Here is a 20,783-nt window from a genome sequence, read left to right on the forward strand (position 1 = left end):
ATCATTCTTAATTGCGTTTCAATAGCGCCACGGCCGGTCGCCTTGGCGCCACGGCTGCCCCTTTTCGACAGCCGGATCCCATGACGTACATCAGGAGTCGCAAGCACGCCCCGCGCGCGGACGCGTACCGCAGCCGGTCCATCGGCGCCACCCTGCTCGCCGGCCTCGCGCTCGGCGCATCGTTCGGGGCAGTCGCCGCCAGCCCGGCAGACGACGACAAGCAGACGCTCGACCGGGTCAAGGTCTACGGCGCGCGCACCAAGAGCTACGCCGGCGAGTCGAGCTCGGCGAAGTTCACACAGACGCTGGTCGACACCACGCAGACGGTCAACGTCATCGGCAGCGACCTGTTCAACGAGCAGGGCGCGACATCGCTCACCGACGCACTGCGCAATAGCCCGGGCGTCGGCACGTTCTACGCCGGGGAAAACGGCAATACGAGCACGGGCGACGCGATCTACCTGCGCGGCTTCGACACGTCCGGCAACATCTTCGTCGATGGCGTGCGCGACCTCGGTGCGGTGAGCCGCGACGTCTTCAACATCGACCAGATCGAAGTGACGAAGGGGCCAGCCGGGACCGATACGGGCCGCAGCTCGCCGACGGGCTCGATCAATCTCGTCACCAAGGGCGCGAACCTGCGTGACGCCAACAGCGCATCGTTGTCGATCGGCACGGACAGCCAGCTGCGCGGAGTCGCCGACATCAATCACCGCGTCGGCGAAGGCTCCGCGCTGCGCGTGAACCTGATGGCGCAGGACAGCGACGTGCCGGGCCGCGATCGCGTCAACAACAGCCGACGGGGCGTCGCGGCGTCGCTGGGCTTCGGGCTGGATGGCCCGACGCGCACGCATCTCGACGTGCTGCACGTGAAGCAGGACAACATTCCCGACGGCTGGGTGCCGACGGTCGGCTTGCCGGGTTATTCGACGCCGGACGCGACGCGGCCCTTCCTGTCGAACGCCGCGCCGGTCGATTCGTCGAACTTCTACGGCACCACGTCCGACTTCGACCATGTAATGGCCGACATGGCGACGCTGCGGTTCGAGCACATGACCGAAAGCGGCGCGCAGTTGCGCAACATCACGCGCTGGGGCCGTACGTCCCAGGACTACATGCTGACGTCGTTCACCGCGACCGCGGCGAATCTCAAGACGCCGAACCCCGCCGATCCGTCCACGTGGACGCTGGCGCGCAGCAATCCCACGTTCAAGGACCAGGTCAATTCGATCGTCACCAACCAGACCAGCCTGGTGACGCACTTCGGCGAAGGTTTCGTGCGCCACGATCTGAGCACGGGCCTGGAATTCGTCCACGAAACGCTGGATCAGCGCGGCATCGCGCCGCGTGCGAACACTGGGTGGCCGGCGGCGAATCTGTACAACCCGGACGCCAACGTCAGCGGGCTCATCGTCGAGCACAACGGTGCGGACAGCTCGGGCCGCGTCAACACCGTCGCCGCTTACGCGTTCGACACGGTCAGCTTCGGCACGCAGTGGCAGATCAATGGCGGGCTGCGCGTAGATCGCTACGCTACGACGCGAAGTACCGCAACGCTCGCGCCTGCATCGCTACGGTGACGGCGACATCGAATGCGCCGCCCTGCAATGGCGCTGCAGTCGGCACCGTGCTGCCGTATCTCGACTCCACGACGTCGGACACGCTGCTCAACTGGAAAATCGGCGCGCTCTACAAGCCGACGCCGGACTCCAGCGTCTACGCGAACTACGCGCTGTCGTACCAGCCGCCGGGCGGCTCGACGCTCGAGCTCAGCGGTGCCTCCAACAGCGCGAACAATCCGAACTACGACCCGCAAAAGGCGCGCACGGCCGAACTCGGCACGAAGTGGAACCTGATGGGCGATGCGCTGCTGCTGACGGCGGCGCTTTACGACACGCGCATCGAGAACGAAGTCGTGCTCGATCCGTCAGTCAACGCGTACTACCAGAACGGCAAGAAGCGCGTCCGCGGCATCGAATTGAGCGCGGTCGGACAGCTCACCAAGAACTGGTGGGTGTCGACTGGTTTCACGACGATGGACACGCAGGTCACCGCCGGCCCCAATGTCACGGCCGACGGTTCGCAGCAGCTCGCCTACACGCCCGACCACGCGTTCACCGCGTGGACGACATACCGCTTCGACAACGGCCTGACGCTCGGCGGCGGCGCGCGCTACAACGGCGAAATGAAGCGCGGCACCGATGCTGCGGTCGGCACGCCGGCGTTCGTCGGCGACTACTGGGTCTTCGACGCCGTCGCGACCTACGCGTTCAACGACGCGTTCGACGTCCGCCTCAACCTCTACAACCTCACCGATCGCGACTACGTTGCGGCGATCAACAAGAGCGGGTATCGCTACACGCCGGGCCAGCCGCGTTCGGCGCTGCTGACGTTCAATGTGAGGTTCTGACGATGCTGCTGCACGTCCCCGGCATTCTCGATGGCGACACGCTTGCGGACATCCGCCGGCAGCTTGCGGATGCCGAATGGACGGACGGACGCGCGACCGTGGGTCCGCAGGGCGCGCAGGTCAAGCACAACGAGCAGCTGCCAGATGCGTCGCCGCTACGGCAGCGCCTTTCCGGGCTCGTCGTCGAAGCGGTGTCGCGCAATCCGCTGTTCCATGCGGCCGCGTTACCGGCGCGCATCTTTCCGCCGCGCTTCAATCGCTATCGCGGTGGTGGCGAGTACGGCTTCCATGTCGACGGCGCGATCATGGCGGCCGACGCTGCGACCGGTGCGCAACAGATCCGCAGCGACATCTCGTGCACGCTGTTCCTCAACGAGCCGGACGATTACGACGGCGGCGAGCTGATCGTCAGCGACACCTACGGCGAGCACGAGGTGAAGCTTCCGGCGGGCGACCTGATCCTGTATCCGTCGAGCAGCCTGCATCGCGTTGCGCCGGTGACACGCGGGGAACGTCTTGCATCGTTCTTCTGGGTGCAGAGCCTGGTGCGCGACGACAGCCAGCGCCGCACGCTGTTCGAACTCGATGCATCGATCCAGGCGCTCACTGATAGCGGCGCCGAGCGCGAACCGCTATTGCGATTGACCGGCGTGTATCACAACCTCCTTCGCCGCTGGGCCGAGACCTGACGGCACCACGCTTCCTCATCATTCGCGGCGCATGGATGACGCCTCCTCATCACGACCAAACTTCATGACTCCGACGACCAACAAGCCGCGCACCGCATCCCGCAACACCACGTATCGCTGGGTTCGCCAGATCCATCTGTGGGTCGGTGCATGGGGCGCGCTCGCCGCCCTGCTGTTCGGATTCACGGGGCTGTTCCTCGCCAATCGCATGGGCGACAGCGCGTTGCCGCAGGGCAAGTCCAACGAGGTCGGCACGCTGACCCTGGAAGTTCCGGCCGACGTGCGTGCGAATCCGAAGGCGCTCGCCGCGTGGCTGCGCACGGCGTATCACCTCGACGCCACCGGTACACGCGGCGGCAAGCCGGAGGGCGGTCGCGTGCAGGGTCGTGATGTGCAGCAACCCGCTAAGTGGTCGCTGACGGGTGGCAACGCGCGACATTCGTGGACGTTCGACTACGTGCCCGGCAACGCGACGGCCGAGCTCAAGCGCAGCGAGCAGTCGCCGCTGGCTGCATTGCTTCGTCTGCACAAGGGTGTGGGTGGCGGGCTGTTCTGGCGCGTGCTGCAGACCAGCTTCGCGATCGGCATGATCCTGCTGGGCGTGTCGGGCATATGGATGTGGGCGCGTGGGCGCACCGCACGGCAGATGGCCTTCAGCGTGATGGGGCTTGCGACGCTGGTATTCGTCGCGGCGCTCGCACTCGCGCTGGCGTAATCGTCGCGCTCAGTCCTCGCTTTCGAGGGACAGACCCGCGCCGCGCGGCGCGTCGGCAGGTGTGAGGCGGATGAGCAGCGCTTCGCCTGCCCCGTCGAGCACGTGGCGCAGTCGCGCGTCGCCGGCCTGCAGGATCGCGGTGTCGGCCATTGCGAGATCGGGCAACCCGCTGCCGTCGGCGAAACGCGTGTGTCCGGCGAGCTGGTGCACGATCCATGTCGACTGTGGTTCGGCGAACATCACCATCGCGCCCACCAGCGGACGCCGCCACAACTCGGCCGCAAAGCGCTCGCGTCGCCACATCAGGTTGAAGTCGTGTGTCGGGCCGTCGACCAGTTCGCCGCGTACCTCAGCCTCGCCTGCGAAACGGTGGCGGCCGTAAGGCGGCAACACGTCGGCGGCGGCGACGCCGTCGTCGAACCGCAACCGCACGCCCGCGCCCGCAAGCAGAACGAGTTCGCGGTCGACACCCGGAAACGTGGAGAACGGGCCATCGGCGGTGATCTCCGCGATCGACAGACGCCAGTCCCAGTCCGCGCCGTCGATGCCCGGCTCGGCATGGATCTCGCGCGTCCAGCCGGTGCCGTTGCGCCAGCGCGTGCGGCGGTACTCGTACGAAGGAATGACGCGGGATCGGGCGGGCATGGGACGTCCGTGCGTGCGGCTCCGCCAGTATGCCGACGCGGCCCACACGCACGGAACCGCCGGCGGGCTCCGTGCCCGCCGACGGTATACATCCCTGTCGGGGTCCATCCCCGTGTGTCAGGCGTCCGAGCCTGCCGGCCGTCTTCCCTGCGACCGGTGTGGCAGGTCAGCGCTGCAGGCTGGCGGCGCGCGCCGGCGTGCGCGCGGCGGTGGCCGGACGCGCCGGAACGTTGCCGAGCACGATGCGGTCGCGGTTCTTCTCGATGGTCTTGAGGCCGATGCCCTTCACCAACGCGAGCTGGTCGATGGTGCGGAACGGGCCATTCGTGGTGCGGTAGGCGACGATTTCCTGCGCCTTGGCCGGGCCGACGTTGACCAGCACGCGGTCGAGCGTCGCGACGTCGGCGGTATTGATGTTGACGCGTTCGACGGCGGGCGCCGGGGCGGCGGCCGGGACGCGGGCGGCCGGAGCCGGGGTCGCGGCGGCAGCGGTGCTGGCGAGGGCGAGCGAGAGCGCGAGGGTCTTGAGGAGGCGGGCGAGGTTCATGACGTGATCCCTGTCGGTAAGTGGCCGTGTCGGCCGGTGAGGACAGTCTCCCGGTCGCGCCCGTCCCGTCCGATCGGCCGTCTTCCCCGCGGGGTGCAGGATTCTCCGTGCCGTGGGGTAGGAAAAGTCCGAGACACCCCGGGCGCTAGAATGGCCGACCCGCTTTTCCCTCCCCCAGAGGCCTCCATGGACGCCCGTCGCGTCGAAGAATTCGTGTCGAAGAAGTGGGACGACGAGATCGTCCCGCAGCTGGTCGACTACATCCGCATTCCCTGCAAGTCGCCCATGTTCGACGCCGAATGGGTCGCCAACGGCTACATCGACCAGGCCATCGCCCAGATGGAGCAATGGGCCCGCGCGCAGGCCATCGAAGGCGTGCATCTCGAAGTGGTGCGCTTGGAAGGCCGCACGCCGCTGATCTATGTCGACGTACCGGCCGCGAACGGCGGCAGCAACGACGATCCGATCCTGCTCTACGGCCACATGGACAAGCAGCCCGAGATGACGGGCTGGGACGACGACCTCGGCCCGTGGACGCCGGTCATCAAGGGCGACCGCCTGTACGGCCGCGGCGGTGCCGACGACGGCTACGCGATCTTCGGTTCGCTCACCGCGATCATGGCGTTGCGCGAGCAGGGTCTGGCGCATTCGCGCTGCGTCGTCCTGATCGAGGCCTGCGAGGAATCCGGCAGCTACGACCTGCCCGCCTATGTCGACCACCTCGCTCCGCGCATCGGCATGCCGTCGCTGGTCGTCTGCCTGGACTCGGGCTGCGGCAACTACGACCAGCTCTGGTGCACGACGTCGCTACGCGGCCTCGCCGGCGGCAACCTCACCGTGCGCGTGCTGCACGAAGGCGTCCATTCCGGCGACGCGTCGGGCATCGTGCCGTCGAGCTTCCGCATCCTGCGCGACCTGCTGTCGCGCATCGAGGACGAAGACACCGGCCGCATCCTCATCGAAGGCATGCATGTCGAGGTTCCGGCCGAGCGCATGGCGCAGGCGAAGGAAGCCGCGCGCGTTCTCGATACCGCGGTGTTCGACAAGTTCCCGTTCCTCGACGGCATGACGCCGATGGCGGACGACCTGACCGAACTCGTGCTCAATCGCACCTGGCGCCCTGCGCTGTCGGTGACCGGCGTCGATGGCATGCCGTCGCTGTCGTCGGCCGGCAACGTGCTGCGTCCGTTCACCGCGGTGAAGCTGTCGCTGCGTCTTCCGCCAACGCTCGACGGCAAGCGCGCCGGCGAACTGCTGGAAAACGCGCTCACCGAGAATCCCCCCTACGGCGCGCAGGTGACGCTCGAACTCGAGAAGGCGAGCACGGGCTGGAACGCGCCGGCGATGTCGGAATGGCTGGGGCGCGCGATCGACGAATCGAGCCGCGCGTACTTCGGCCAGCCAGCGATGTACATGGGCGAAGGCGGCAGCATTCCCTTCATGGGCATGCTCGGCGAGAAATTCCCCGGTGCGCAGTTCATGATCACCGGCGTGCTCGGCCCGCACAGCAATGCGCACGGCCCGAACGAGTTCCTGCACATCCCGATGGGCAAGCGCGTCACCGCCTGCGTGTCGCATGTGATCCACCAGCATCACCTCGCGTCGCAGCGCGGCGAGACCGTCGGCGTGGCAGCAGTCGCCGGCGGCGAAGACCGCGGTAACCACGGCTGTTGCTGACGCCTGAACGCCGGTCGTCGCGATACCGCGGCGACCGGCGTTCCTGCACGCGGCGGCAACACGGCCGCATGGACGATCGACGCTCCTGACGGAGGCGACGCCATGTTCCACGGCTTCTTCGGTTACCTGATCGGCGGCGCGATCATCGGTGTACTCGCGCGTTTCCTGAAGCCCGGCCCCGACCCGATGGGTTTCATCATGACCATCCTGATCGGTGCCGCCGGCGCCGCGATCGGCGGCATGGTGGCCGGCAGCGGCGCGATCGCCTGGGTCGTCGCCATCGTCAGCGCGATCGTGCTGATCGCGATCTACCAGCGCATCACCGGACGCGGCCGCGGTCCCCGCGATCGCATCGCGCGCTGAGGCTCAGGGCAGCAACGCGTCGACCACGCGTGCCGCGAGCGTTTCCGACGACTCGTTGACGGTGTCCAGCACCAGCTCGGCGTTTTCCGGCGCTTCGTACGGCGAATTGATGCCCGTAAAGTTGGGGATCTTGCCGGCGCGCGCCTTCGCGTAGAGACCCTTCACGTCGCGCGATTCCGCGACGTCCAGCGGCGTGTCGACGAACACCTCGACGAACTCACCGTCGTCGAACAGCTCGCGTGCGAGTCGACGCTCGGAGCGGAACGGCGAGATGAAACTCACCAGCACGATGAGGCCCGCGTCGGTCATCAGCTTCGCGACTTCGGCGACGCGGCGAATGTTCTCGACGCGATCTTCCGCAGTGAAGCCGAGATCCTTGTTGAGCCCGTGGCGCACGTTGTCGCCGTCGAGAATGTACGTGTGCAGGCCCATCGCGAGCAGGCGCTTCTCGACGAGGTTGGCAATCGTCGACTTGCCCGAACCCGAAAGGCCGGTGAACCACACGCAGCGCGGCACCTGACCTTTGAGTCGCGCACGCGTCGCCTTGTCGACGTCCACGTGCTGCCAGTGGATGTTCGCGGCGCGACGCAGCGCGAAGTCTATCGTGCCGGCGGCGACGGTCGCATTCGTCTGGCGATCGATCAGGATGAACGCGCCGAGCTCGCGACTGTCCGCGTACGACTCGAACGGCACGGGTGTGTCGAGATAGAGATTGCAGTAACCGACCTCGTTCATCTCGAGGTGCTTGGCGGCCAGCGATTCCTGCGTATTGACGTCGACCTTGTGCTTGATCTCGGTGACGCTCGCGCCGACCTCGCGCGTGCCGATCTTCAGCCAGTACGGACGACCCGGCAGCAGCGGTTGTTCGTCGAACCACAGCACGTGCGCGGCGAACTGGTCGCTAACTTCGCTCGGGTCGTGCGCGGCGGCGATGACGTCGCCGCGGCTGATGTCGAGCTCGTCGGCGAGCGTGAGCGTGATCGCTTGGCCATGCGTGGCGCCATCGAGATCGCCGTCGGCCGTGACGATGCGCGCAACCTTCGATCGACGTCCCGACGGCAGCGCGACGACGTCGTCGCCGGGCTTCACGGCGCCCGCGGCGACGGTGCCGGCGAAGCCGCGGAAATCCTGATTGGGGCGATTCACCCACTGCACGGGCAGGCGGAAGCCGAGATCGCTCGCCGGCACATCGACCGGAACCGATTCAAGGAATTCGAGCAGCGACGGACCTTGGTACCAAACGGTATTCGGCGAACGCGCGATCAGGTTGTCGCCTTCCAGCGCGGACAGCGGCACGGCGGTGACGTTCGCGATGCCGAGCGACGCGGCGAGTTCGCGGTATTCATCCGCGATGCGCTCGAACGTGTCGCGGTCGTAGCCGACCAAGTCCATCTTGTTCACCGCCAGCAGCACGTGGCGGATGCCGAGTAGCGAAACGATGTAGCTGTGGCGACGCGTCTGCGTGAGCAGGCCTTTGCGTGCGTCGACCAGCACGACGGCTGCATCGGCCGTCGATGCACCGGTCGCCATGTTGCGCGTGTACTGCTCGTGGCCCGGGCAGTCGGCGACGATGAACTTGCGTTTGGTCGTGCTGAAGAAACGGTAGGCCACGTCGATGGTGATGCCCTGCTCGCGCTCGGCTTCGAGGCCGTCGAGCAGCAGCGCGTAGTCGACGCGCTCGCCCTGCGTGCCGTGGCGACGGCTGTCGGACGCGAGCGATGCGAGCTGGTCTTCGAACAGCCCGCGCGTGTCGTTCAGCAGGCGGCCGATCAGCGTGCTCTTGCCGTCGTCAACGCTGCCGCAGGTGATGAAACGCAGCAGGCCGCGCGATTCGTGATCGGCGAGATAGGCGGCGACCGTCGCGGCCGCATCGTCGAGGCGCGTCATCAGAAGTAACCCTCGCGCTTCTTCTTTTCCATCGACGCCGACGGATCCTGGTCGATCACACGGCCCTGCCGTTCCGATGTCGTCGCGACCAGCATCTCGGCGATGATTTTTTCCAGCGTGTCGGCATCCGAATCGATCGCGCCGGTGAGTGGATAGCAGCCGAGTGTGCGGAAGCGCACACGTCGCATTGCCGGTAGTTCACCGTCGAGCAACGGGAAGCGTTCGTCGTCGACCATGATCAGTGCGCCATCGCGTTCGACCACGGGCCGCTCGGCCGCGAAATACAGCGACGGCACCGGGATCTTCTCGCGGTAGATGTAGAGCCAGATGTCGAGCTCGGTCCAGTTCGACAGCGGAAACACGCGCACCGATTCGCCGGACCGGATGCGCGTGTTGTACAGATCCCACAGCTCGGGGCGCTGGCTCTTCGGATCCCACGCGTGCTGGCGGCTGCGGAACGAGAACACACGCTCTTTCGCGCGCGACTTTTCCTCGTCGCGGCGTGCACCGCCAATCGCGGCGTCGAAACGGTATTTGTCCAGCGCCTGCTTGAGCGCCAGCGTCTTCATGACGTCGGTATGCACTGTCGCGCCATGCGACACGGGCCCGATGCCCTGCGCGATACCGTCGGGGTTGGTGTGCACGCGCAACTCGACGCCGGTTTCGGCGGCGCGACGATCGCGGAACTCGATCATCTCGCGGAACTTCCACGTCGTATCGACGTGCAGCAGCGGGATCGGCGGGCGTGCCGGATGGAAGGCCTTGACCAGCAGGTGCAGCAGCACCGAGCTGTCCTTGCCGACCGAATACAGCATTACCGGATTGCGGAAGCCGGCCGCCACCTCGCGCAGGATGTGGAGGCTCTCGGCCTCCAGGCGGTCCAGGTGGCTCAGGGTGGGCAGCGGCATCGGCGGCACGGCGACGGAACGGACCCGGCGATTATGGCGGTGCGCGGCGGCGTCGAGGCCGAATGCGGGGGTGAGGAGCGTCACGGCGGCGTGCGAAGGAGCGGAGCACCAGTGTCCGCGCGCGGCCGCGGCATCGGAAGGTGCGTCTCGGCATGAGCACATGCCGGCGCGTCCTTTCCGCGCGAAAGGCGCCGGCGCGAGGCTGTGCGTCCCGACCTTATGCGCCGCGCCATGTCCGCCGTTCTGCTTCCGCATCCGCTGCCCGACGGCCGCGCCGACCTGCTCGACCGCCTGACGGACGGGCTCGGGCGCGACGCGCTGTGGTGGCTGTCGGGCTATGCGGCGGCGCTGGCTCGATCGCAGGACGGCGGTGCGTTGCCGGCAGCGCAGGCCCTCGCGGCGAAAGCTCAACGGCTGACCATCGTCTACGGCAGCCAGACCGGGAATGCGCGCCGCGCGGCCGAGCGTGTGGTGGCGCGGCTCGGCGATACGGGGCTGGACGTTCGGCTGGTCAATGCGGCCGACTACCCGCTACGCGACTTGAAGTCGGAGACGCTGCTGCTTGTCGTCATCAGCACGCAGGGTGATGGCGATCCGCCGGACGACTCGCGGGCATTCGTCGAGCATGTGCTTGGTCCGCGCGCGCCGCGACTCGAGAACCTGCGTTTCGGCGTACTGGGGCTGGGCGACTCGAGCTATCCGCAGTTCTGCGCGATCGGTCGCCAACTGGATGATCGACTTGAAGCACTGGGCGCGCAGCGTTGGGTGTCGCGCGGCGATGCGGATTTGGATATCGACGAGGTTGCGACGCCGTGGATCGACGCGGCGCACATCGCCGCCCGCGAGCTTGCGCCCTCCCCTGCGCTCGCGACTGTCACGCCAATCCGCCCGAACGCCACGCCGACGCATCACCGCGATGCGCCGTTTTCCGCGCCGGTCCTCACTGTGCAACGCGTCACCGCGCGCGACGCTGTTCGCGATGTGAGACATGTCGAGCTGTCGCTGGAAGGGTCCGGGCTGACGTATGAGCCGGGCGATGCGCTCGGTGTATGGCCGACAAATCCGCCCGCGCTTGTCGACGAGATTCTCGAAACGCTGGCGCTCGATGGCGACGCGGACGTCGAGCTGAAGGGTCGCACCCTGCCGCTGCGCGACTGGCTGCTGCGCGAGCGCGAGATCACCCGACTATTGCGGCCGTTGCTTGCGCGGCATGCCGAACGCTCGCCGTCGCTCGCCGCGCTTGACGATTCGTACGTCGCGAGCCTGCTGGAATCGACGCAGTTCGTCGACCTGTTGCGGACACACCGCGGCGACTGGTCCGCGGACGAACTCGTCGCCGCGCTGCGTCCGCTCCCACCGCGCCTCTATTCGATCGCGTCATCGCCGCTCGAAGTGGGCGACGAAGCACATCTCACCGTCGCGCATGTCGAGTACGACTTCGACGGCCGGACGCGCTGGGGTACGGCGTCGCACCTGCTGGCAGGCCTGGCGGATGGCGACACCGCTCGCGTGTTCATCGAACGCAACGAGCGCTTCCGCTTGCCGAAAGATGGCTCGCGCGATGTCTTGATGATCGGCCCCGGCACCGGCGTCGCGCCGTTCCGCGGCTTCATGCAACACCGCGCACATCTGGGTGCTACCGGCCGCAACTGGCTGCTCTTCGGTGCGCCGCATGCGCGCACCGATTTCCTCTACCAGCTCGAATGGCAGCAGGCGCTCAAGCGCGGAACGCTGCATCGGCTCGACGTCGCCTTCTCCCGCGACCAGCGCGACAAGGTCTACGTGCAGCACCGCCTGCGCGAGCACGGTCGCGAGGTGTACGCGTGGCTCGAGGGTGGCGCGCATCTCTACGTCTGCGGCGCGGTCGCGATGTCGAAGGACGTGCACGCAACGCTCATCGACATCATCGCGACGCACGGCGGTCGCAGTGTCGACAACGCCAGGGCATGGCTGGACACACTGCTGACCGAAGGCCGCTACGCGCGGGACGTCTACTGATGCGCCGCACGCCTGCCCGCCGCCGAATGCGCTGTCGACGCTGACGCATGCCAGCCCCGACACGCCTACGGAGAACAGCATGACCGCGCATTCGGTCGAAGACATCAAGAAGAACAGTCGCGCACTGCGCGGCACGTTGCTCAACAGCCTCGGTGACCCGATCACGGGGGCGATCGCCGACGACGACCAGACGCTGATCAAGTACCACGGCAGCTACCAGCAGGACGACCGCGACCTGCGCGACGAACGGCGTCGCCAGAAGCTCGAGCCGGCCTACCAGTTCATGATCCGCACGCGCACGCCAGGCGGCGTGATCACGCCGTCCCAATGGCTGAAGCTCGACGTGATCGCGTCGACGTACGCCGAGCGTGGGCTGCGCATCACCACGCGCCAAGCGATCCAGTTCCACGGGATCGTCAAGCGCGAGCTGAAGGCGACCATGCACGCGATCAATGATGCATTGATCGACACTTTGGCGGCCTGCGGCGACGTCAATCGCAATGTTGCGATCGCTGCGAATCCGCTGCAGTCGGACGTGCATGCTGGCGTGTATGCGACTGCCGCCGCCCTCTCCGAGCACCTGCTGCCGAATACGCGCGCCTATCACGAGATCTGGCTTGACGAGGAGCGCATCGCCGGCACGCCGGAGCAGGACCCGATCTATGGCGAGACTTACCTGCCGCGCAAGTTCAAGATCGGCTTCGCGATTCCGCCCACCAACGACGTCGACGTATTCGCGCAGGATCTCGGCTTCATCGCGATCGTCGAGAACGGTCGCGTCGCCGGCTACGACGTCAGCGTCGGCGGCGGTATGGGCGCGACGCATGGTGATGCGGAAACGTATCCGCGCCTGGGCGACGTGATCGGCTTCGTCGAGCCACAGGATGTGATCGCGCTGGCGGTCGCGGTGGTCACCACGCAACGCGACTGGGGCAATCGGACAGTGCGGAAGCGCGCGCGTCTGAAGTACACCATCGACGATCGCGGGCTCGATGCATTCAAGGCGGAGGTCGAGCGCCGCGCGGGCTTCCCGCTTGCTACCGCGCGGCCGTTCCGCTTTGAGCACAACGGCGACCGCTTCGGGTGGGTCGAGGGCCACGACGGCCGCGCGCATCTCACGCTTCGCATCGTGTCCGGCCGCGTGCAGGACGCGCATGACGTCGCGTCACAGACCGGGCTTCGCGAAATCGCCCGGCTCCTGCAGGACATCGACGGTGCGCAAATCCGGTTGACGCCGAACCAGAACCTGGTGATCGCCAACGTCGACGTGGCGCATCGCGCACGCGTCGAAGCGATCGCCGCTGCACATGGGCTCGACGCGCACGCTCGCGCCACGCCGTCGAGCCTCGCCGCCCTCGCCTGCGTGGCGCTTCCGACGTGCGGCTTGGCGATGGCCGAAGCGGAACGCTATCTGCCGTCTTTCCTCCACAGGTTCGATGGGTTGCTCGACCGCCACGGCCTGCGCGAGACCCCGATCCACGTCCGCATCAGCGGCTGCCCGAACGGGTGCTCACGTCCATATCTGGGCGAGATCGCACTAGTCGGAAAAGCGCCTGGCCGGTACGCACTGCGACTCGGCGCCGACCATCGCGGGCAACGCCTCAACACGATCTATCGTGAGAACGTTGACGAAGCCGGCATCGTCGAAGCACTCGATCCCCTGCTGGCGCGCTACGCAGCCGAGCGCCTCGACGGCGAACGGTTCGGCGATTTCCTCGTACGAGTCGGCGTAGTCGGTATTCCGCGACCGATCGCGGTGACGCTGCAGGAGGTGGCCGCATGAGCACGCCCGATCCGCTGACCGCCGCCGAGTCCCCTCGCGCGCTCGCCGAACTCAACGACTGGCTGTCTGCGCGCACCGCCCAGGAACGGATCGCCTGGTCGCTGGAAAACCTGTCGGGCGAGCACGCGCTGTCGTCGAGTTTCGGCGCGCAGGCTGCGGTGAGCCTGCATCTCGCCACGCAACAGCGCGCCGAGCTGCCTGTAATCCTGGTCGACACGGGCTATCTCTTCCCGGAGACGTATCGCTTCGTCGACGAGCTCTCGCAGCGTCTCTCGCTGAACCTCCACGTGGTGCGACCGCAGATCGGCATCGCGTGGATGGAAGCGCGCTTCGGTCGTCTATGGGAACAAGGTCTGGACGGGCTGGAGCGCTACAACCGCCTGCGCAAGGTAGAGCCCATGCAGCGGGCTTTACGCGATCTCGGCGTGCGCTGCTGGATCGCAGGCCTGCGTCGCAGCCAGTCGCGTTCGCGCGAGCACGTCGACTTCCTCGAATTGCGCGATGGCCGCTGGAAGCTGCACCCGATCGCCGACTGGACGGACTGCGACGTCTTCCGCTACCTGCAACAGCACGACCTGCCCTACCACCCGCTGTGGCACGAGGGTTATGTGTCGATCGGTGACGTGCACACCACGCGAGCACTGGAGGCCGGGATGAGCGAGGACGACACGCGCTTCTTCGGCCTCAAGCGCGAGTGCGGGTTGCACGAAGCGTGGGGCGCGGAAGGCCGCGCGGCATAGCCGTCAGTGCGATGAGGTGTCCATCAGTGGGCGGATCTCGATCGCGCCGCCTGCGCGTGCGCACGGAGTTTGCGCGACGAGCTGCACGACTTCCTCGACGCTGTCCGCCTCGATGATCGAGAAACCTGCCATCGGTAAGCGCGACATGGCGAATGCGGGGCCGTCGGTCTTCGCAGTACCGTCCCATGCAGTCACCGTGGTGACATCGTCGTGCACGGCCGAAATGAACGCGCCACGGTCGCGGATGCGCTGATCGGCGGCAAGCAACGTCTCCTGCTCCGCCGGCTCGAGCTTGTTCCACTCGGCCCCATTGCCGTAGGCCAGGCACAGGTATTTCATGTGGCGCGCCTCCGTCGAATGACCGCCGTACTGTGCCTGCGGCGACGTTGCCGTCGCGTCGCTATGCCGCGATGGTCTTGCGCAACGCGCTCCAGCTCGGTGGTTCGGGCCAGCGCGGTTCGTCGGTGCCTGCGACCGCGCGACGCAGATCAGTGCGATCGAGTTGCGGCGCGACGGCGGTCAGCAAGGACAGCGTGTAGTCACGCAGCACGCGTTCGCGCGGCAGCAGCGCCCAGGCAATGCATTCGGGCACGACGTCGGGTGCGGGCAGCGCGACCAGCGATTCGAGGTCGTCGTCGCCCACCGCCATCTCGGCGAGCAGGCCAACGCCGAGACCGGCACGAACGTACGTCTTGATCAGGTCCGCGTCGCGTGCGGTCATCGAGATGCGCGGCTCGAGCCCTTGCTGCGCGAATGCGCGACGCAATGACGAATCGGCACGCACCGACGATTCGTAGCTCACCAATGGGAACGCGGCCAGCGTGTCGAGCGTGGGCGCGCCCTGTTGCGACGCGAGCGCATGGTCGCGCGGCACCAGCACGACGCGGCTCCAGCGGAACAACGGCACCGCGATGCCGCCCGCAGGGGTTTCGCCCGACGTGCTGATTACGGCAACGTCCGCCTCACCGCGCGCGAGCAGCTCGAGGACTTCGCCTTCGCCGCTCGGCTGCAGGTGCACGCTCATCTGCGGATACGCGGTGCGCACGCGCGCGATCGCGCCCGGCAGCACGTGGCGCGCCTGCGTGTGCGTGGTGGCGATGACCAGCCGGCCCTGCGCGTCGCCGCGCACGTTGGCGGCGTAAGCGCGGATGTTGGTGGCTTCGGCGAGCAGTCGGCGCGCATGCGCCAGCACCTGCTGCCCGGCCGGCGTGATCGAGTCGAGCGAGCGCCCTTTGCGGGAGAACAGCAGGAAGCCGAGCTCGTCCTCGAGCTGCTTCAACTGCTTCGACAGCCCCGGCTGCGTGGCGTGCACGCGCTCGGCGGCGACGGTGATGTTGAGGCCGGAATCGGCGATGGCGACGAAATAACGGAGCTGGGCGAGAGTCATGGCGGCGGCGCTGGGAGTCGGGAGCGGAGGACGTCGGACGGCTGTCGCGCGCGGCGACACATGCGGCAGGCGGGTCGTTTCATCGTATTCATCGCTCAATCCGGATAGAACGATGCCTACGCTAGCGGGCGGCGGGCCGCGTGTCCAGTCGCTCATGCCGCAGCGGAATGACGGCGTGGCGAGCGGTCATTTCTGCCGTCCTCGGGCGCGGCCTACGGTGCGGTCATTCGCCCGCCGGAAGATCACCGTGTCCGCAACGCCCGGTTCCACGCCGCTGTTCCCGCTGTTCCTCGACCTGCGCGGCCGACGCGTCGTCGTGGTGGGCGGAGGCGTGGTCGCGCGTCGGAAGGTCGCGGCGTTGCTCGACGCCGGCGCGGATGTGCTCGTCGGCGCGCCGGATCTGATCGAGGCGTTGCAGACGTTGGCTGAAGCAGGACGCATCGCGCAGGTCCGTGGCACGTTCGATCCCGCATGGCTCGACGATGCCTGGATGGTCGTCGCGGCAACCGACGACACGACGGTAAACCGCCAAGTCGCCGAGGCCGCCAGCGCGCGCCGCATCTGGGCGAACGTCGTCGACGATGCCGAACTCTCGACCGTGCAGGTGCCCGCACGCGTCGAGCGCGGACCGCTGCAGGTCGCGATCTCCAGCGGTGGCGGCGCGCCGATGCTGGCGCGTCATCTACGCGAGACGCTTGAAGCGCAGCTCGACGAAAGCTGGTCGTCGCTGGCGGTGCTGCTCACCCGATATCGCCGCGTGATCCGTGCGCGTTTTCCCGACACCGGCGCACGACGGGCCTTCTTCGACCGCGTGATCGCAAGCGAAATCGCCGACCTGCTTCGCGCCGGGCATGACCGTGACGCACGCGATGTCCTACGTGCATTGCTTGCCGACACACCGACACAGCGCCGCGGCCGCGTCATCCTCGTCGGCGCGGGCCCGGGTGATGCGGGACTGCTAACGCTGCGCGCGTTGCGTGTGCTCGCACAGGCCGATGTCGTGCTGCATGACCGCTTGGTCAGCGCCGACGTCCTCGCGCGCGTCCGCCGTGACGCCGAGCTCATCGACGTCGGCAAGCACGCCATGGGCATCAATTCCACGGCCGTGCACGACGACACGCAGTCGCGCATCCATGCATTGATGGTCGAACACGCGAAGGCGGGACGCACGGTCGTGCGACTCAAGGGCGGCGACCCGTTCGTGTTCGCACGCGGCGGCGAGGAGCTCGAAGCGCTCGCGATGCACGGCGTCGAGTTCGAGGTCGTGCCCGGTGTCACCGCCGCCCTCGCCTGCGCCGCCTATGCCGGCATTCCCCTCACCCATCGCGACCACTCCCAGTCGCTGCACGTCGTCACCGCGCATGCGAAGGACGGCGGCGATGAGCCGGACTGGGCGGTGCTCGCCAAACCACGACAGACGCTCGCGATCTACATGGGCGTCGCGGCTTCGATTCGCGTATCGGCCAGCCTCATCGCGCATGGGCTTCCCGCGTCCACGCCGATCGCCATCGTCGAGAACGGATCACGCAGCAACCAGCGCGTCGTCACCGGCACGCTCGATCGGCTCGGCGCACTGGTCGACGTGCACGCGGTGAAGTCGCCCGCCCTGCTGATCGTCGGCGAGGTCGCGGCACTCGCGAACACGCTGCACTGGTTCCGCGCACCGCCGCTCGGCGAGGCATCAACGCCGCTGCAGGCGGCCGCATGAGCCTGTAGCCGCGCCCGCCGCTGAAACGCGGCATTCGACCAGCGGCACGCCACGCGAAGCACGCGGGCGGCACCCTACTCCATCCCCACACGACCCCGAGCCATGGCCCTCTACGACAGCATCCTCGACACCGTCGGCCGCACGCCGATCGTTCGCCTTGCCCGCATCGCGCCGAAGAACGTCGCGCTGTACGCGAAGGTCGAATCGTTCAATCCCGGCGGGTCGGTGAAAGACCGGCTTGCGCTGGCCATCGTGCTCGACGCCGAACAGCGCGGCCTGATCAAGCCCGGCGATACCATCGTTGAAGCGACGTCCGGGAATACCGGCATCGCGCTGGCGATGGTCGCGGCAGCGCGCGGCTACAAGTTCGTCGCGGTGATGTCCGATTCGTTCTCGATCGAACGCCGCAAGCTCATGCGCGTGTATGGCGCGAAGGTCATCCTGACGCCCGCCGCCGAGCGCGGCACCGGCATGGTGCGCAAGGCGAAGGAACTCGCGGAGAAGCACGGCTGGTTCCTCGCGCGGCAGTTCGAGAACGAGGCCAACCCGGCCTACCACCGCAACACCACCGGCCCGGAAATCCTCCGCGACTTCGCCGGCCAGCGGCTGGATTATTTCGTCACCGGCTGGGGCACCGGCGGCACCATGACGGGCGCCGGCCAAGTGCTGAAGCTCGCGCGTCCCGGCATCAAGGTGATCGCCGCCGAGCCGGCGGGCGCCGCGTTGCTCTCCGGCGACCAGTGGCAGCCGCACAAGATCCAGGGCTGGACGCCGGACTTCGTGCCCGAAGTGCTCGACCGCTCGATCGCCGACGACATCCTCAAGATCGACGACACCCTGGCGCGCGACACGGCGCGTCGCCTGGCGGCCGAAGAAGGCATCTTCGTCGGCATCTCGGCGGGTGCGACGGCCGCCGCCGCGCTGCGCGTCGCCGAGTCGGCGCCCGAAGGTTCCGTCATCCTGACAATGCTCCCCGACACCGGCGAGCGCTACCTCTCGACCATCCTGTTCGAAGGCGTGGCGGAAGGCTCGGACGACGAATGGCTGGCCTCGGTCGGCGACACCAGCCTGCCCTGATCGATCGAACGACGGCCGCCGGAAACACCGAGCGGCCGTCGCGATTTTCCGCAGCGGCCGTTCAACGCGTCGCCTGCGCCGGCTACCCTGTCGGTCGCGGCCGTTGCCGCGCGGAGAACGCATGACGTCCAGCAGCAACCCGGCGCGCGAACAGGCGCGCCTCGACTGGGCCCGGTCCGCCACCGGGCACGACCACATCGACCTGGTCGCGGCGTCCGCCGACGCCGGTTTCCGCAGCTACTGGCGCACCGTCGGCGAATCGCCGACGCGCATCGTCATGGATTCGCCGCCCGATAAGGAAGACGTGCGCCCTTGGCTTGCGTTGCGCGACGTGCTCGAAGCCGGCGGCGTTCGCGTGCCGCGCGTGCTGTCGCGCGACGTCGACAACGGTTTCCTGTTGCTCGAAGACCTCGGCGCGCAGACCTACCTGCACGTCATCGCGGAAACCAACGCCGACGAGCTGTTCGACGACGCCGTGGCGCAGCTGCTCAAGCTGCAGGCGATCACGCCGCCCGCCGACCTTCCGCACTACGACGAAGCATTGCTTGCGCGCGAGCTGCGCCTGTTCGACGAATGGTTCCTCACCCGCCACCTCGGCCATGAACTCGACTGCGACGATCTCGAGAACCTCGACGCCGCCTACCGCGTTCTGATCGACGCCGCGCTCGCGCAGCCGACGGTGTTCGTGCATCGCGACTACATGCCGCGCAACCTGATGCCGACCGACCACGGCAACGGCCCGGCGGTGCTTGATTTCCAGGACGCAGTCGTCGGGCCCATCGCCTACGACGCGCTGAGCCTGTTCAAGGATGCGTTCCTGAGCTGGCCGGAAGCGCGCGTCGATGGCTGGCTCGTCGACTACCACCGTCGCGCTTCCGAAGCTGGCCTTCCGGTGCCGGCGTTCGAGCGTTTCCGCCGCGACGCCGACCTGATCGGCGTGCAGCGTCACCTCAAAGTGCTCGGCATCTTCGCGCGGCTGAATCATCGCGATCACAAACCGAAGTACCTCGAAGACGCGCCGCGCTTCGTCGCGTATCTCGATGGCGTGCTGCCGCGCTATCCCGAACTCGCACCGCTCGCGCGCGTGATCGATCGCCGCGTGCGACCGCATTTCGCCGCATGAAGGCGCTCGTACTTGCCGCAGGCCTCGGCGAACGCATGCGTCCGCTCACGCTGACGACGCCCAAGCCGCTGCTCGAAGTCGGCGGCAGGCCACTGATCGCATGGCATCTCGAAAAGCTCGCCGCCATCGGTGTCGACGAAGTCATCGTCAATACGAGCTGGCTCGCGTCGCAATTCCCCGATGCGCTGGGCGACGGTAGCCGCTGGGGACTGCGCGTCCGCTGCATCGACGAAGGCCCGGTTCCGCTGGAAACCGGCGGAGGCATGTGGAATGCGCTGACCGAGCTTTCGCCGAATGGCGAACCCTTCATCGTGGTCAACGGCGACATCTGGACCGACTACGACTTCGCATGCTTGCCGCACGATCCCGACGGGCTCGCGCATCTCGTGCTGGTCGACAACCCGGCACACAACGAAGTCGGCGACTTCGCGCTCGACGGCCGGATGGTGCGCAGCGATGGCGTGCCGCGCTACACGTTTTCGGGCGTCGGCGTGTATCGCCGCGGCCTCATTGACGACTGGCGTTCGATCATCGGCGACATGCCGGGCGCAGCGGAAACACCGCCGCGCTTCAAGCTCGCCCCGCTGCTGCGCGCGGCGATGCGCGTGGACAAGGTGACCGGCGAACATCATCGGGGCGCATGGACGGACGTCGGCACGCCGGAGCGGTTGCAGCAACTCGACGCATCGCTGCGCGCGGGCTAACGCTCAGAGCGCGAGCAGCTCCGTCAGCGATGCGTGCAGGCTGGTGGCCTCGGCGCTCAGAAAGGTATTGACGGCACGCGCGATCGGCGGCCATTCGCGGCCGTCGAACAGGCGCACGAACAGGAACAGCGAATCCACACTGCCGTGCTGCGCTTTCGGCGGCACGGTCCAGCGTCCCGGTTCCTGCTCGCGCAGCACCTCGCCAGCGTAACTGCCGAACGCGTAAAGCGACTTGTTGATCGCCTGCAGCGGCGCACCGGCCTCGCGCCATTCGGCGAGCACGCGATCGACGTGCATCAGCGATGCGATCGAATAATCCAGCCGAATGCCGTAGACGCTCTGCATGTTGCGCACGGCGTCCTCCGCGTAGTCGCGGACGGTTTCAGGCGCGGGAGCGATATCGAGGCGCAGCGTCATGGCAC

Annotated in this window: 20 protein-coding genes; 13 read left to right on the plus strand and 7 right to left on the minus strand. The window is 67.5% G+C overall.

Annotated elements, in window-relative coordinates:
* The first annotated feature begins 80 nt into the window (after positions 1-80).
* From ACVWWW_RS11745 to ACVWWW_RS11760, 4 genes are all read left to right on the plus strand, one after another.
* Positions 81-1,580, plus strand: coding sequence for a TonB-dependent receptor domain-containing protein (locus tag ACVWWW_RS11745; RefSeq protein WP_456998702.1), 1,500 nt, complete (start codon positions 81-83; stop codon positions 1,578-1,580).
* Positions 1,577-2,410 carry a TonB-dependent receptor domain-containing protein gene (locus ACVWWW_RS11750; RefSeq protein ID WP_456998703.1) on the plus strand — a complete coding sequence of 278 codons (834 nt, stop codon included), beginning with the start codon at positions 1,577-1,579 and terminating at the stop codon, positions 2,408-2,410. The genes ACVWWW_RS11745 and ACVWWW_RS11750 overlap by 4 nt, the downstream gene beginning before the upstream one ends.
* A gap of 2 nt (positions 2,411-2,412) precedes the next feature.
* The gene (locus ACVWWW_RS11755; RefSeq protein WP_027083383.1) at positions 2,413-3,099 is read left to right on the plus strand and encodes a Fe2+-dependent dioxygenase; all 687 of its coding nucleotides are present in this window, start codon (positions 2,413-2,415) and stop codon (positions 3,097-3,099) included.
* Positions 3,100-3,163: 64 nt separating this feature from the next.
* Positions 3,164-3,814 (plus strand): PepSY-associated TM helix domain-containing protein, encoded by a 651-nt coding sequence (locus ACVWWW_RS11760; RefSeq protein WP_051235267.1) that lies wholly within the window; start codon positions 3,164-3,166, stop codon positions 3,812-3,814.
* Between the two features lie 9 nt (positions 3,815-3,823).
* Here the strand turns inward: ACVWWW_RS11760 and ACVWWW_RS11765 are convergent, their stop codons facing one another.
* Complete coding sequence (locus tag ACVWWW_RS11765) at positions 3,824-4,459, minus strand: HutD family protein (protein WP_051235265.1); 636 nt, start codon at positions 4,457-4,459, stop codon at positions 3,824-3,826.
* Positions 4,460-4,625: 166 nt separating this feature from the next.
* Complete coding sequence (locus tag ACVWWW_RS11770) at positions 4,626-5,006, minus strand: ComEA family DNA-binding protein (RefSeq protein WP_027083382.1); 381 nt, start codon at positions 5,004-5,006, stop codon at positions 4,626-4,628.
* Positions 5,007-5,192: 186 nt separating this feature from the next.
* On the opposite strand from ACVWWW_RS11770, the gene ACVWWW_RS11775 reads away from it, so the two are divergent.
* Together ACVWWW_RS11775 and ACVWWW_RS11780 are read left to right on the plus strand one after the other, a co-directional pair.
* Entirely contained in the window at positions 5,193-6,683 is a 1,491-nt protein-coding gene (locus ACVWWW_RS11775) for a M20 family metallopeptidase (RefSeq protein WP_027083381.1), read from the plus strand.
* 102 nt (positions 6,684-6,785) lie between these two features.
* Complete coding sequence (locus ACVWWW_RS11780) at positions 6,786-7,046, plus strand: hypothetical protein (protein WP_027083380.1); 261 nt, start codon at positions 6,786-6,788, stop codon at positions 7,044-7,046.
* A 3-nt stretch (positions 7,047-7,049) separates the two neighbouring features.
* Here ACVWWW_RS11780 and cysN read toward each other — a convergent pair whose 3' ends face one another.
* Positions 7,050-8,933 carry a sulfate adenylyltransferase subunit CysN gene (cysN, locus tag ACVWWW_RS11785; protein ID WP_036142071.1) on the minus strand — a complete coding sequence of 628 codons (1,884 nt, stop codon included), beginning with the start codon at positions 8,931-8,933 and terminating at the stop codon, positions 7,050-7,052.
* Positions 8,933-9,841, minus strand: a complete 909-nt coding sequence (gene cysD / locus ACVWWW_RS11790) for a sulfate adenylyltransferase subunit CysD (protein WP_027083378.1) — start codon at positions 9,839-9,841, stop codon at positions 8,933-8,935. Before cysD ends, cysN begins: the two co-directional genes overlap by 1 nt.
* A gap of 219 nt (positions 9,842-10,060) precedes the next feature.
* Between cysD and ACVWWW_RS11795 the strand changes: the two genes are divergently transcribed.
* Genes ACVWWW_RS11795 through ACVWWW_RS11805 form a run of 3 tightly spaced genes read left to right on the plus strand, consistent with a single transcriptional unit; the run spans position 10,061 to position 14,362 of the window.
* On the plus strand, positions 10,061-11,839 hold the full coding sequence (locus ACVWWW_RS11795; RefSeq protein ID WP_051235263.1) for an assimilatory sulfite reductase (NADPH) flavoprotein subunit: 1,779 nt from the start codon (positions 10,061-10,063) through the stop codon (positions 11,837-11,839).
* Between the two features lie 40 nt (positions 11,840-11,879).
* Positions 11,880-13,622 carry an assimilatory sulfite reductase (NADPH) hemoprotein subunit gene (gene cysI, locus ACVWWW_RS11800; protein ID WP_456998752.1) on the plus strand — a complete coding sequence of 581 codons (1,743 nt, stop codon included), beginning with the start codon at positions 11,880-11,882 and terminating at the stop codon, positions 13,620-13,622.
* Positions 13,619-14,362, plus strand: coding sequence for a phosphoadenylyl-sulfate reductase (locus ACVWWW_RS11805; RefSeq protein WP_051235261.1), 744 nt, complete (start codon positions 13,619-13,621; stop codon positions 14,360-14,362). Before cysI ends, ACVWWW_RS11805 begins: the two co-directional genes overlap by 4 nt.
* Positions 14,363-14,365: 3 nt before the next feature.
* Here ACVWWW_RS11805 and ACVWWW_RS11810 read toward each other — a convergent pair whose 3' ends face one another.
* Positions 14,366-14,701, minus strand: coding sequence for a YciI family protein (locus ACVWWW_RS11810; RefSeq protein ID WP_051235259.1), 336 nt, complete (start codon positions 14,699-14,701; stop codon positions 14,366-14,368).
* Positions 14,702-14,762: 61 nt separating this feature from the next.
* Positions 14,763-15,749 carry a LysR family transcriptional regulator gene (locus tag ACVWWW_RS11815; protein WP_027083374.1) on the minus strand — a complete coding sequence of 329 codons (987 nt, stop codon included), beginning with the start codon at positions 15,747-15,749 and terminating at the stop codon, positions 14,763-14,765.
* Positions 15,750-15,996: 247 nt separating this feature from the next.
* Here ACVWWW_RS11815 and cysG point away from each other — a divergent pair, with 247 nt between their 5' ends.
* The 4 genes from cysG to murU all read left to right on the plus strand — a co-directional run bounded on the left by cysG (position 15,997) and on the right by murU (position 20,361).
* Positions 15,997-17,457: a siroheme synthase CysG gene (cysG, locus tag ACVWWW_RS11820; protein WP_456998704.1), complete on the plus strand. Its 1,461-nt coding sequence runs from the start codon at positions 15,997-15,999 to the stop codon at positions 17,455-17,457.
* Positions 17,458-17,559: 102 nt separating this feature from the next.
* Positions 17,560-18,534, plus strand: coding sequence for a cysteine synthase A (gene cysK / locus ACVWWW_RS11825; protein ID WP_027083372.1), 975 nt, complete (start codon positions 17,560-17,562; stop codon positions 18,532-18,534).
* A gap of 121 nt (positions 18,535-18,655) precedes the next feature.
* On the plus strand, positions 18,656-19,657 hold the full coding sequence (locus ACVWWW_RS11830) for a phosphotransferase (RefSeq protein WP_027083371.1): 1,002 nt from the start codon (positions 18,656-18,658) through the stop codon (positions 19,655-19,657).
* Entirely contained in the window at positions 19,654-20,361 is a 708-nt protein-coding gene (murU, locus tag ACVWWW_RS11835) for an N-acetylmuramate alpha-1-phosphate uridylyltransferase MurU (RefSeq protein WP_027083370.1), read from the plus strand. The genes ACVWWW_RS11830 and murU overlap by 4 nt, the downstream gene beginning before the upstream one ends.
* Before the next feature lie 3 nt (positions 20,362-20,364).
* On the opposite strand, the gene ACVWWW_RS11840 is transcribed toward murU, so the two are convergent.
* Positions 20,365-20,778 (minus strand): hypothetical protein, encoded by a 414-nt coding sequence (locus tag ACVWWW_RS11840; protein WP_051235257.1) that lies wholly within the window; start codon positions 20,776-20,778, stop codon positions 20,365-20,367.
* Between the last annotated feature and the right edge of the window lie 5 nt (positions 20,779-20,783).

It is taken from the genome of Lysobacter sp. HA18 (assembly GCF_054057595.1).

Excerpts from the sequence above, each read along its gene's own strand:
- ACVWWW_RS11840 (WP_051235257.1), bottom strand. The coding sequence starts at position 20,778 with ATGACGCTGCGCCTCGATATCGCTCCCGCGCCTGAAACCGTCCGCGAC.
- ACVWWW_RS11795 (WP_051235263.1), top strand. The coding sequence starts at position 10,061 with ATGCGCCGCGCCATGTCCGCCGTTCTGCTTCCGCATCCGCTGCCCGAC.
- cysK (WP_027083372.1), top strand. The coding sequence starts at position 17,560 with ATGGCCCTCTACGACAGCATCCTCGACACCGTCGGCCGCACGCCGATC.
- ACVWWW_RS11805 (WP_051235261.1), top strand. The coding sequence starts at position 13,619 with ATGAGCACGCCCGATCCGCTGACCGCCGCCGAGTCCCCTCGCGCGCTC.
- ACVWWW_RS11760 (WP_051235267.1), top strand. The coding sequence starts at position 3,164 with ATGACTCCGACGACCAACAAGCCGCGCACCGCATCCCGCAACACCACG.
- ACVWWW_RS11810 (WP_051235259.1), bottom strand. The coding sequence starts at position 14,701 with ATGAAATACCTGTGCCTGGCCTACGGCAATGGGGCCGAGTGGAACAAG.
- ACVWWW_RS11745 (WP_456998702.1), top strand. The coding sequence starts at position 81 with ATGACGTACATCAGGAGTCGCAAGCACGCCCCGCGCGCGGACGCGTAC.
- ACVWWW_RS11765 (WP_051235265.1), bottom strand. The coding sequence starts at position 4,459 with ATGCCCGCCCGATCCCGCGTCATTCCTTCGTACGAGTACCGCCGCACG.
- ACVWWW_RS11755 (WP_027083383.1), top strand. The coding sequence starts at position 2,413 with ATGCTGCTGCACGTCCCCGGCATTCTCGATGGCGACACGCTTGCGGAC.
- murU (WP_027083370.1), top strand. The coding sequence starts at position 19,654 with ATGAAGGCGCTCGTACTTGCCGCAGGCCTCGGCGAACGCATGCGTCCG.
- ACVWWW_RS11770 (WP_027083382.1), bottom strand. The coding sequence starts at position 5,006 with ATGAACCTCGCCCGCCTCCTCAAGACCCTCGCGCTCTCGCTCGCCCTC.
- ACVWWW_RS11780 (WP_027083380.1), top strand. The coding sequence starts at position 6,786 with ATGTTCCACGGCTTCTTCGGTTACCTGATCGGCGGCGCGATCATCGGT.
- cysD (WP_027083378.1), bottom strand. The coding sequence starts at position 9,841 with ATGCCGCTGCCCACCCTGAGCCACCTGGACCGCCTGGAGGCCGAGAGC.
- ACVWWW_RS11830 (WP_027083371.1), top strand. The coding sequence starts at position 18,656 with ATGACGTCCAGCAGCAACCCGGCGCGCGAACAGGCGCGCCTCGACTGG.
- ACVWWW_RS11775 (WP_027083381.1), top strand. The coding sequence starts at position 5,193 with ATGGACGCCCGTCGCGTCGAAGAATTCGTGTCGAAGAAGTGGGACGAC.
- cysN (WP_036142071.1), bottom strand. The coding sequence starts at position 8,933 with ATGACGCGCCTCGACGATGCGGCCGCGACGGTCGCCGCCTATCTCGCC.
- ACVWWW_RS11815 (WP_027083374.1), bottom strand. The coding sequence starts at position 15,749 with ATGACTCTCGCCCAGCTCCGTTATTTCGTCGCCATCGCCGATTCCGGC.